Annotated in this window: 9 protein-coding genes, 2 tRNA genes and 2 other RNA genes; 5 read left to right on the top strand and 8 right to left on the bottom strand. The window is 50.3% G+C overall.

From position 1 onward, the window contains the following. Window positions 1-20 precede the first annotated feature (20 nt). Window positions 21-464, top strand: a complete 444-nt coding sequence (locus UR289_RS06285) for an Lrp/AsnC family transcriptional regulator (RefSeq protein ID WP_029740417.1) — start codon at window positions 21-23, stop codon at window positions 462-464. 128 nt (window positions 465-592) lie between these two features. Here UR289_RS06285 and UR289_RS06280 read toward each other — a convergent pair. The 6 genes from UR289_RS06280 to UR289_RS06255 form a co-directional block, all read right to left on the bottom strand. Continuing rightward, window positions 593-723, bottom strand: a non-coding RNA gene (locus tag UR289_RS06280) — RtT sRNA. 45 nt (window positions 724-768) lie between these two features. Next, window positions 769-899, bottom strand: a non-coding RNA gene (locus UR289_RS06275) — RtT sRNA. A 45-nt stretch (window positions 900-944) separates the two neighbouring features. Next, window positions 945-1,029, bottom strand: a tRNA-Tyr gene (locus UR289_RS06270). 35 nt (window positions 1,030-1,064) lie between these two features. Continuing rightward, window positions 1,065-1,149, bottom strand: a tRNA-Tyr gene (locus tag UR289_RS06265). A gap of 157 nt (window positions 1,150-1,306) precedes the next feature. Further along, window positions 1,307-2,149: a formyltetrahydrofolate deformylase gene (gene purU / locus UR289_RS06260; RefSeq protein ID WP_023312104.1), complete on the bottom strand. Its 843-nt coding sequence runs from the start codon at window positions 2,147-2,149 to the stop codon at window positions 1,307-1,309. Window positions 2,150-2,195: 46 nt separating this feature from the next. Beyond that, window positions 2,196-2,654 carry a YchJ family protein gene (locus UR289_RS06255; protein WP_045888025.1) on the bottom strand — a complete coding sequence of 153 codons (459 nt, stop codon included), beginning with the start codon at window positions 2,652-2,654 and terminating at the stop codon, window positions 2,196-2,198. Window positions 2,655-2,768: 114 nt separating this feature from the next. On the opposite strand from UR289_RS06255, the gene rssA reads away from it, so the two are divergent. The 3 genes from rssA (at window position 2,769) to galU (ending at window position 5,885) form a co-directional block, all read left to right on the top strand. Then, window positions 2,769-3,671: a patatin-like phospholipase RssA gene (gene rssA, locus UR289_RS06250; protein ID WP_143346876.1), complete on the top strand. Its 903-nt coding sequence runs from the start codon at window positions 2,769-2,771 to the stop codon at window positions 3,669-3,671. A gap of 91 nt (window positions 3,672-3,762) precedes the next feature. Then, a complete protein-coding gene (gene rssB / locus UR289_RS06245; protein WP_033145760.1) occupies window positions 3,763-4,776 on the top strand; it encodes a two-component system response regulator RssB in 1,014 nt (337 codons plus the stop codon). A gap of 200 nt (window positions 4,777-4,976) precedes the next feature. Beyond that, window positions 4,977-5,885, top strand: a complete 909-nt coding sequence (gene galU / locus UR289_RS06240) for a UTP--glucose-1-phosphate uridylyltransferase GalU (protein WP_320709457.1) — start codon at window positions 4,977-4,979, stop codon at window positions 5,883-5,885. 201 nt (window positions 5,886-6,086) lie between these two features. Here galU and hns read toward each other — a convergent pair whose 3' ends face one another. Continuing rightward, a complete protein-coding gene (gene hns / locus UR289_RS06235; protein ID WP_008502781.1) occupies window positions 6,087-6,500 on the bottom strand; it encodes a histone-like nucleoid-structuring protein H-NS in 414 nt (137 codons plus the stop codon). A 549-nt stretch (window positions 6,501-7,049) separates the two neighbouring features. On the opposite strand from hns, the gene tdk reads away from it, so the two are divergent. Beyond that, window positions 7,050-7,664, top strand: coding sequence for a thymidine kinase (gene tdk / locus UR289_RS06230; protein WP_182383680.1), 615 nt, complete (start codon window positions 7,050-7,052; stop codon window positions 7,662-7,664). Window positions 7,665-7,730: 66 nt separating this feature from the next. Here the strand turns inward: tdk and adhE are convergent, their stop codons facing one another. Beyond that, the gene (gene adhE / locus UR289_RS06225) at window positions 7,731-10,409 is read right to left on the bottom strand and encodes a bifunctional acetaldehyde-CoA/alcohol dehydrogenase (protein WP_023312099.1); all 2,679 of its coding nucleotides are present in this window, start codon (window positions 10,407-10,409) and stop codon (window positions 7,731-7,733) included. Between the last annotated feature and the right edge of the window lie 461 nt (window positions 10,410-10,870).

Genomic DNA, 10,870 nt, shown 5'->3' with positions numbered 1-10,870 from the left:
TTTAAAATTAGGTGAAAACGATGGAATACCTTCTCGATGATATCGACCGTCAAATTTTAGCCTGTCTGGTCGAGGATGCGCGCATGTCTTTGAAGGTGCTCAGCGGACGCATCGGTCTGACTTCCCCCAGCACGGCAGAACGCCTGAAGAGGCTGGAAGAGCGCGGTGTGATTCAGGGGTATGGCGCACGGGTGAATCTGGCGGCGCTGGGGTATACGCTGCAGGCGCTGGTGCGCGTGCGGCCTTTGCCGGGGTTGTTGCATAAGGTGGATAAATACATTCAGGCGATGCCGGAGTGTATAGAGAGCGACAAAGTCACCGGGGAAGATTGCTTTGTGATTAGGCTGGTGGTGCGATCGATAGAGCAGCTGGATGTGCTGCTGGACGGCCTGGCGGAGCATGCCCAGTGCAATACGTCGATTGTGAAGAGTTCGCCGGTGAAGCGTCGTTTGCCGCCGATGTAGGCTTCTGGCTTCTGGCTTCTGGCTTCTGTCTTCTGTCGCCGGGTGGCGGCTGCGCCTTACCCGGCCTACAAAGGCGGATTCGGTTCAGTTTTATAATGATTTTTTGGATTATTTGAAAGTGATGGTGATGGTGGTGGGGGAAGGATTACTCGGCGCGTTGCGCCTCGCCCTTCGGGTCGTTGCCTGCGGCAACGCTTTCTCGCTACGCTCGAATCGAACCTTAGTCGAAGTTTCTCATCCTTCCCCGTTACGGAAATGCATGATGCCTGGTGCAAAAAGGAGGTTTGGATTTATTTGAAAGTGATGGTGGTGGGGGAAGGATTACTCGGCGCGTTGCGCCTCGCCCTTCGGGTCGTTGCCTGCGGCAACGCTTTCTCGCTACGCTCGAATCGAACCTTAGTCGAAGCTTCTCATCCTTCCCCGTTACGGAAATACATGATGCCTGGTGCAAAAAGGAGGTTTGGAGTTATTTGAAAGTGATGGTGGTGGGGGAAGGATTCGAACCTTCGAAGTCGATGACGGCAGATTTACAGTCTGCTCCCTTTGGCCGCTCGGGAACCCCACCAGGGGTAATTCAAATTTTGATGTCGTGCTGAGAGATGGTGGTGGGGGAAGGATTCGAACCTTCGAAGTCGATGACGGCAGATTTACAGTCTGCTCCCTTTGGCCGCTCGGGAACCCCACCACGGGGTAATGCTTTTTGACTTACCTGCTTCTGCTGGAAGCGGGGCGCATCATATCAAATGAGGCGCCCCTGTAAAGCATTCCTTTAGGTAAATGAAGCTGTTTGCCTGCTTTTTATCCGTAAAGGCGCAAAGCTAATCAATTCATTTTCCGAAAGATTAAAGAATGATGGTTCTGTTGCCGTAGACAAAGACACGCTGCGCCAGCACCTGATACAGCGCACGACTGAGCACGTTCTTCTCAACGTCACGCCCTGCACGCATCATGTCCTCGGCCGTGTAGGTGTGGTCCACGTGAATCACGTCCTGCATGATGATTGGACCTTCGTCCAGGTTGTCATTCACATAGTGCGCGGTCGCACCGATGATCTTCACGCCGCGCTCGTAGGCCTGGTGGTAGGGACGCGCGCCAATAAAGGCCGGCAGGAACGAGTGGTGAATGTTGATGATCTTGTTCGGGAAACGCGCCACGAAGGATGGCGTTAACACGCGCATGTATTTCGCCAGCACCACGTAGTCCGGGTTATGCGCTTCAATGGCCTGCGCCATCAGATCGTCGTGTTCTTCACGGGTATGGCCTTCGTGGCTCACCAGCTCGAACGGAATATCAAAACGCTCGACCAGCGTGCGCAGCGTCTCATGGTTGCCAATAACGGCAGCTATTTCCACGTCCAGACCGCCGTAGTTTGCTTTCATCAGCAGGTCGCCCAGACAGTGTGCTTCTTTGGTCACCAGGATCACGATGCGGCGTCGACCGGCTGGGGTCAGCTCGCGCACGGAACCTTCCGGAAGCGCGCTGTCGAGATCGGCAAGCAGGGTGGTGTCGTTGAAAATACCTTCGAGTTCGGTACGCATAAAGAAGCGGCCGGTACGGTGGTCAACGAACTCGTTGTTCTGCACGATATTCAGTTCATGTTTGTAGCAAATGTTGGTAATTCGTGCGATCAGTCCTTTTTGATCGGGACAGATGGTGCGCAGAACTTTACGTTGTAATGATTGCATCGCCGGGAAATCCTGTTTGTATTTGCGAAGTCTGGGTTGTCAGGCATTACTGCCCGCAACACTTTTTAAATTTTTTACCTGAACCACACGGGCAGGGATCGTTACGACCAAACTGTGGGCGCGTTCCGTCAATATAATACCACTGCCCGCTTTCCTTTAAGAACCGGGAACGCTCGATAATGGCACCTGGTTTATTATTCTCGGTAAAACGAGCAACAAAGCTGACGTAACCTTCATCCACATGACTGCCCGTTGAGGATTCATAGACGGTGAGGCCGAGCCACTGCGTGTTCGCGAAGCCGGCTTCGATGTCCTGTCTGAATTCGGCAGCATGGCAGGAGGGATGCCAGGTTTTAATCAGGTAGTCTGCGTCTTTGATCACAAAAGCGGTGTAACGTGAACGCATGAGGTGTGACGGGTCTGGTGCAACCTGATCGCCAGACAGATATCGCTGGCAACATAGGCTATACTCCAGAGCGCTACCACAAGGGCAGAGTTGAGACACGATTCTCTTCCTGGAACAAATAATAAAGGCGTAAAACGCTTCGGGTAGCACTATGTTAACTGAGCTGTTGCGTTGACGCTATGTCAGGAATCCAGGGGAAGTAAAACAGGGCTAATGAGAAAGGTTAAAATTGGACTGGCGCTGGGCTCAGGTGCAGCCCGGGGATGGTCACACATCGGCGTGATTAATGCCTTAAACAAGATGGGCATTAACGTAGATATTGTCGCAGGTTGTTCAATAGGATCGCTTGTCGGCTCCGCCTACGCGTGCGGGAAGCTTCCGGAACTCGAGACCTGGGTGCGTTCCTTCAGTTACTGGGACGTCCTGCGTCTGATGGACCTCTCGTGGCAGCGTGGTGGGCTGTTGCGCGGCGAACGCGTCTTTAACCAGTTCCGTCAGGTTATGCCTCTCGAAGACTTCACTGATTGTCAGATGCCCTTTGGCGCCGTCGCGACGAACCTCAGCACGGGGCGCGAACTGTGGTTAACCGAAGGGGACATCCATCTTGCCGTGCGCGCCTCCTGCAGCATGCCGGGGCTCATGGCACCTGTCCCACACAACGGTTACTGGCTTGTCGACGGTGGCGTTGTAAACCCGGTTCCCATCTCTCTGACCCGTGCAATGGGGGCGGATATCGTAATTGCCGTCGACCTGCAGCACGACGCCCACCTGATGCAACAGGACCTCATGCCGGTCAATCTCCAGAGCGAAGATGCCGAGGGCGAGAAACTGGCCTGGCATGAGCGCCTGCGCGGTAGAATCGGGCGCATGGCCGCGCGACGCTCGGTTACCGCGCCGACGGCGATAGAAATCATGACCACGTCAATCCAGGTACTGGAGAATCGCCTTAAGCGCAATCGTATGGCAGGCGACCCGCCAGATATTCTTATTCAGCCTTACTGTCCGCAAATCTCTACTCTTGATTTCCATCGGGCTGAGGCCGCCATCGCAGCGGGCTCGTTAGCCGTCGAAAAGAAAATGGACGAATTGTTGCCTTTTGTGCAAACAGCACGTTAAGCACCTTTTTTTGACTACTTCAGCAAAATCTGACAGGCGATAGTGCCGATCGCATGCCACTATTTAGTTACTGTCAGCCAGGGGAGGAACCATGACGCAGCCATTGGCCGGAAAACACATTTTGATTGTTGAAGACGAGCCCGTTTTCCGATCGCTACTGGATTCGTGGTTATCCTCGCTGGGAGCAATCACTTCACTGGCTGAAGATGGTATCGACGCCCTGGAAAAAATGATCAGCATTACGCCCGATTTAATGATTTGCGACATTGAGATGCCGCGCATGAACGGGCTGAAGCTGGTTGAACATCTGCGTAACGAAGGCAACCAGACGCCGATTCTGGTGATCTCTGCCACAGAGAATATGGCGGATATCGCCAAAGCATTGCGACTCGGTGTCCAGGATATTCTGCTTAAACCGGTCAAGGATCTGAACCGGCTGCGAGAAACGGTCTTAGCGTGCCTTTATCCGAATATGTTTAATTCCCGGGTAGAGGAAGAGGAGCGTCTTTTCCAGGACTGGGATGCCCTGGTGAGTGACCCTCCTGCTGCGGCGAAACTGTTGCAAGAACTTCAGCCACCCGTACAGCAAACTATTTCACACTGCCGCGTAAATTATCGTCAGCTGGTGGCGGCTGATCAGCCGGGACTGGTACTGGATATCGCACCTTTATCTGATTCCGACCTTGCGTTTTATTCTCTGGATGTCACCCGGGCAGGGGATAATGGTGTATTAGCCGCGTTACTTCTTCGCGCGCTTTTTAATGGTCTGCTGCAGGAACAGTTATCCCATCAGGGACAACGGCTGCCGGAGTTAGGTAGTTTGCTCAAACAGGTAAACCAGCTTTTTCGCCAGGCTAATTTGCCTGGACAGTTCCCGCTGCTGGTCGGCTATTACCACAGCGGTTTAAAGAATCTGATCCTCGTTTCAGCAGGTCTCAACGCTTCACTGAATACCGGTGAACATCATATTCAGGTGAGTAACGGTGTTCCGCTTGGGACATTGGGTACGGCGTATCTTAATCAAATTAGCCACCGCTGTTCCTCCTGGCAGTGCCAAATTTGGGGCGCCGGGGGACGGCTACGCTTAATGTTGTCCACGGAATAAGCAATTGGATCTTAATTTTAAGATTGCTTTACCTGTGTTTTACGGGGAGTGCTACTATCGCTGCCCAGATTCATGCGTATTTGTCCTAATTGATCGGCAACGCGTTCTTTTCAGACCCGGACTGCGGGGTGAGGCTGATATACTCAACGCGTTATTTATTGCATAAAAGTTCAAAACTTGAACAGCTCAGGAGAATTTGAATGGCTGCCCTAAATTCGAAAGTCAGAAAGGCCGTCATCCCGGTAGCGGGATTGGGGACCAGGATGTTACCAGCAACTAAGGCAATTCCTAAAGAGATGCTGCCTCTGGTTGATAAGCCATTAATCCAGTATGTCGTTAATGAATGTATCGCAGCCGGCATCACTGAAATTGTGCTGGTTACGCATTCATCAAAAAACTCTATCGAAAACCATTTCGATACAAGCTTTGAACTTGAAGCCATGCTGGAAAAACGTGTTAAGCGTCAGCTGTTAGAAGAAGTTCAGTCTATTTGCCCGCCACACGTTACCATTATGCAGGTTCGTCAGGGCCTGGCTAAAGGTTTGGGCCACGCTGTGATGTGTGCACATCCTGTTGTAGGTAATGAGCCTGTAGCGGTAATTCTGCCTGACGTAATTCTGGACGAATACGAATCCGATCTTTCTCAGGATAACCTGGCAGAGATGATCAAACGTTTCGACGAAACCGGTAGCAGCCAGATTATGGTTGAGCCTGTTGAAGACGTGACGGCATACGGTGTGGTTGACTGCAAAGGCGTTAACCTTGAGCCGGGCGAAAGCGTGCCAATGGTTGGCGTGGTAGAGAAGCCTAAAGCCGACGTAGCGCCTTCAAACCTGGCTGTTGTAGGTCGCTATGTCCTGAGCGCTGAAATCTGGCCTCTGCTGGCGAAAACGCCTCCAGGAGCGGGTGATGAGATTCAGCTGACGGATGCCATTGATATGCTGATCGAGAAAGAGACCGTTGAGGCTTACCATATGAAAGGTAAGAGCCATGACTGCGGTAATAAGCTTGGTTATATGCAGGCGTTCGTTGAATATGGTATTCGCCACAATACTCTTGGTGAAGAATTTAAAACCTGGCTCAAAGAGAGCGTAGGTATTAAGAAATAAGCCACGGTTAGATATGTCCGAAACCGGTGAGGCGCTGCCCACCGGTTTTTTTATGCCCTAAACACTTCCAAAACCTGTCTCAAAGTACAGTTATTAAAATTGCCAAATAATGCTTTATGACAGAGTGTAAGGGGATGTTTGCGACAAATTTAGGTTAAAAAAAATCCCGCATTACGCGGGATTTTTCTGAATACGTCTGGATTAATCCTTGATCAGGAAGTCGTCCAACTGTTTACCTTGTTCGTCCATGGCTTTCTTGATAACAGCAGGAGTGCGGCCCTGGCCAGTCCAGGTTTTTGTTTCGCCGTTCTCGTCAACGTAGCTATATTTAGCAGGACGAGCAGCACGCTTGGCTTTAGTACCGGTTTTAGCTGCAGCCATGCTGTTCAGCAATTCATTTGGATCGATACCATCAGCAATCAGCATTTCACGATATTGCTGCAGTTTACGAGTACGTTCTTCGATTTCAGCAGCAGCTGCGCTTTCTTCTTCACGACGTTCATTAACTACAACTTCTAATTTTTCCAGCATTTCTTCAAGCGTTTCGAGGGTGCATTCTCTTGCCTGCGCACGAAGAGTACGGATGTTGTTCAGAATTTTAAGTGCTTCGCTCATTGTAGTAATCTCAAACTTATAATGGGGGGTGGTTTGTTGACCTAATAATAGAGCCATAAATTCAGTTGTGCAATAGCCAGGAATGTAAGGAATTCAAAAAATACTAAATAATGCCGCTATTATTAATTACGCTAACTTAAATTTCATCACCCAACAGTCTCGTTTGTTATCAGCTAACCCGGCTGGACCCGGTCGATTGCCTCTTTTTTTTGTGACATTTACCGCAGGAATTATAGTTGCGGCGGAGAAATATCAGCCTTTTGTATTAGTTCCCCACCGTGATGTTAAGACTGAAATAGTTAATAAATAGTGAATTTTAATGAATGGCGATTCCACTATAAAATGCAGTGTTATGTTTGGCTAAACATATAACATATTGGCCAGGCTGAAGGCGTTTACTTCATGTTTTAGCGGGTTATTTTCATGAAAAGAAGGTTGTGAACTCCGCGCTGAAACGCTTCCTCTGTATGCTACATCGCTGATGACCAGACAAATTATGGTACAATGAATCATCGGGAATATTACACATTGATTAGGGTTTTACGGCCAATGGCACAACTTTATTTCTACTATTCGGCAATGAATGCCGGGAAATCCACCGCGTTGCTGCAATCCTCGTACAATTACCAGGAGCGCGGGATGCGTACCGTTGTTTATACGGCTGAAATTGACGATCGCTTTGGCGCAGGGAAGGTGAGTTCCAGAATAGGGCTCTCGTCGCCTGCCAGACTGTTTAACCCGAAAACCGATCTGTTTGAGGACATTCGTACAGAACATGCTTTGCAGCCCATTCACTGTGTTCTGGTAGATGAGAGCCAGTTTCTGACGCGTGAACAGGTTCTTGCCCTTTCAGAGGTGGTCGATGAGCTCGATATTCCCGTGCTGTGTTACGGCCTGCGTACGGATTTCCGCGGTGAGCTCTTTGCTGGTAGCCAGTATTTGCTTGCCTGGTCGGATAAGCTTGTCGAATTGAAAACAATCTGCTTCTGCGGTCGAAAAGCCAGCATGGTGCTTCGTCTTGACCAGGCCGGGAAACCTTATGCAGATGGCGAGCAGGTGGTTATAGGCGGTAATGAACGCTATGTTTCAGTCTGTCGTAAGCATTATAAAGAAGCGTTGTCTGTAGGCTCGCTGACGGCGATTCAACACGACAACAGGAAATAACGCCAGCCTTGTTATACAGACATAAAAAAACCCGCCATAAAGGCGGGTTTTTTCTTCTGCTTTCAATTAAGCGCTTTTCTTCGCTTTCTTGTCAGCTTTGATGACAGGAACTTCTGTTTTCACAGCGGCAACGTCACCTTCTTTGAACTCACGACCGTAGAAGGTATCCAGCAGAATCTGTTTCAGCTCGGAGATCAGTGGGTAGCGCGGGTTGGCACCAGTACACTGGTCATCGAATGCATCTTCAGACAGCTTATCTACGTGAGCGAGGAAGTCAGCTTCCTGAACGCCTGCTTCACGGATAGATTTGGGAATACCCAGCTCAGCTTTCAGGCTTTCCAGCCATGCCAGCAGTTTCTCAATCTTCGCAGCAGTGCGGTCACCCGGTGCGCTCAGACCAAGGTGGTCTGCGATTTCAGCGTAACGACGGCGCGCTTGCGGACGGTCGTACTGGCTGAAAGCAGTCTGCTTGGTTGGGTTGTCGTTAGCGTTATAACGGATAACGTTGCTGATCAACAGGGCGTTCGCCAGACCGTGAGGAATGTGGAACTGAGAGCCCAGCTTGTGCGCCATAGAGTGACAAACACCCAGGAAGGCGTTCGCAAACGCGATACCGGCGATGGTTGCTGCACTGTGAACGCGTTCACGTGCTACCGGGTTTTTAGACCCTTCGTTGTAGGACGCTGGCAGGTTTTCCTTCAGCAGTTTCAGCGCCTGCAGAGCCTGACCGTCAGAGAACTCAGATGCCAGCACAGAAACGTAAGCTTCCAGGGCGTGAGTTACCGCATCCAGACCACCGAACGCACACAGTGACTTCGGCATCTCCATGACCAGGTTCGCATCAACGATAGCCATGTCTGGGGTCAGTGCATAGTCAGCCAGTGGGTATTTCTGACCTGTTGCATCGTCCGTTACTACTGCGAATGGCGTAACTTCTGAACCGGTACCGGAAGTGGTGGTTACCGCGATCATTTTCGCTTTTACGCCCATTTTCGGGAACTTGTAGATACGTTTACGGATGTCCATAAAGCGCAACGCCAGTTCTTCGAAGTGGGTTTCAGGATGCTCATACATGACCCACATGATTTTCGCGGCGTCCATTGGGGAACCGCCGCCCAGAGCGATAATCACATCTGGTTTGAAGGAGTTAGCCAGCTCAGCACCTTTACGCACCACGCTCAGGGTAGGGTCAGCTTCAACTTCAAAGAACACTTCAGTTTCAACGCCAGCCGCTTTCAGTACAGAGGTGATCTGGTCAGCGTAGCCGTTATTGAACAGGAAACGGTCAGTCACGATGAGCGCACGTTTGTGGCCATCAGTAATCACTTCATCCAGCGCGATTGGCAGAGAGCCACGGCGGAAGTAGATAGATTTCGGAAGTTTGTGCCACAACATGTTTTCAGCTCGCTTAGCAACGGTTTTCTTGTTGATCAGGTGTTTTGGACCAACGTTTTCAGAGATGGAGTTACCACCCCAGGAACCACAACCCAGAGTCAGGGAAGGTGCGAGTTTGAAGTTGTACAGGTCACCGATACCACCCTGAGAAGCAGGGGTGTTAATCAGGATACGTGCAGTTTTCATCATCTGACCGAAGTGGGCAACGCGTTCTGGCTGGTTATCCTGGTCGGTGTACAGACAAGACGTGTGACCGATACCGCCCATGGCAACCAGTTTCTCGGCTTTCTCTACCGCGTCTTCGAAATCTTTCGCACGGTACATGGCAAGCGTTGGAGACAGTTTTTCATGTGCAAACGGCTCGCTTTCGTCGACAACTTTCACTTCACCGATCAGGATTTTGGTTGTTGCCGGAACGGTAAAGCCTGCGAGTTCAGCAATTTTGTACGCTGGCTGACCCACGATAGCGGCGTTCAGTGCGCCATTTTTCAGGATAATGTCCTGAACGGCTTTCAGCTCTTTGCCCTGCAGCAGGTAGCCGCCGTGGCTGGCGAAACGTTCACGAACAGCGTCGTACACGGAATCAACAACAACAACAGACTGTTCAGATGCACAGATCACGCCGTTATCGAAGGTTTTAGACATCAGTACAGACGCAACGGCACGTTTGATGTCAGCAGTTTCGTCGATAACAACAGGGGTGTTACCGGCGCCCACACCGATCGCTGGTTTACCGGAGCTGTATGCGGCTTTAACCATGCCAGGACCACCGGTCGCCAGGATCAGGTTAATGTCCGGGTGATGCATCAACGCATTGGAGAGCTCAACGGAAGGTTGGTCGATCCAGCCAATCAGATCTTTTGGTGCGCCAGCAGCGATCGCCGCCTGCAGGACAATATCTGCCGCTTTGTTAGTCGCGTCTTTTGCACGTGGGTGTGGAGAGAAGATGATTGCGTTACGGGTCTTCAGGCTAATCAGTGATTTGAAGATAGCTGTAGACGTCGGGTTAGTTGTCGGAACAATACCGCAGATGATGCCGATAGGTTCAGCGATGGTGATGGTACCGAAGGTGTCGTCTTCGGACAGCACGCCACAGGTTTTCTCATCTTTATAGGCGTTGTAGATATACTCGGAAGCAAAGTGGTTTTTGATCACTTTATCTTCCACGATACCCATGCCGGATTCGGCAACGGCCATTTTAGCGAGAGGGATTCGAGCATCTGCAGCAGCCAGTGCGGCCGCGCGGAAGATTTTATCAACCTGTTCTTGGGTGAAATTGGCATATTCACGCTGGGCTTTTTTAACGCGCTCGACGAGGGCGTTCAGTTCAGCGATATTAGTAACAGCCATAATGCTCTCCTGATAATGTTTAAACTCTTTTAGTAAACCAGCGCTCGATACGTCACACAGTATAGACAGAGCCGATACGACTTGCGTAACACAAAGTAAAACAAAGAGTTACTTTCTGCGTCAGCACACTAATTTACTAAAAGAGCCTTACCTTAGCATCATCCCTTTTTATCAGGTGATCTCCCTGGGGGCGTAACCAAGATTACTCACTTCTGAGTACGGAAATCATGATCTGCGTCAATTTTCCCCCAAGCTGATACCTTTCAGCAGGGTTATTTCGTTGAGATTTTTCAAGTGTTAAATAATTACGTAAGTAATGGAAGCGACGCTATCATTGATTATACATATGTTTAACATCCTGAAATGATAACGTTTTGCCACAGATTTCGAGTGAAGTATGCTAATAAAAAGGGTATCTTCAGCGCGATTTCTCATGACAAAGTGTCAGTCCCGGGCATGTG

The sequence above is a fragment of the Enterobacter sp. 302C9 genome, from assembly GCF_034106085.1.
In the GTDB taxonomy this organism is placed as follows: Bacteria; Pseudomonadota; Gammaproteobacteria; order Enterobacterales; family Enterobacteriaceae; genus Enterobacter; species Enterobacter asburiae_B.
This window is presented reverse-complemented; position numbering and strand designations above follow the sequence as displayed.

What these genes read in the sequence shown, in the direction of transcription:
- UR289_RS06285 (WP_029740417.1), top strand. Translation starts at nt 21, where the DNA reads ATGGAATACCTTCTCGATGATATCGACCGTCAAATTTTAGCCTGTCTG.
- purU (WP_023312104.1), bottom strand. Translation starts at nt 2,149, where the DNA reads ATGCAATCATTACAACGTAAAGTTCTGCGCACCATCTGTCCCGATCAA.
- rssA (WP_143346876.1), top strand. Translation starts at nt 2,769, where the DNA reads ATGAGAAAGGTTAAAATTGGACTGGCGCTGGGCTCAGGTGCAGCCCGG.
- rssB (WP_033145760.1), top strand. Translation starts at nt 3,763, where the DNA reads ATGACGCAGCCATTGGCCGGAAAACACATTTTGATTGTTGAAGACGAG.
- galU (WP_320709457.1), top strand. Translation starts at nt 4,977, where the DNA reads ATGGCTGCCCTAAATTCGAAAGTCAGAAAGGCCGTCATCCCGGTAGCG.
- hns (WP_008502781.1), bottom strand. Translation starts at nt 6,500, where the DNA reads ATGAGCGAAGCACTTAAAATTCTGAACAACATCCGTACTCTTCGTGCG.
- tdk (WP_182383680.1), top strand. Translation starts at nt 7,050, where the DNA reads ATGGCACAACTTTATTTCTACTATTCGGCAATGAATGCCGGGAAATCC.
- adhE (WP_023312099.1), bottom strand. Translation starts at nt 10,409, where the DNA reads ATGGCTGTTACTAATATCGCTGAACTGAACGCCCTCGTCGAGCGCGTT.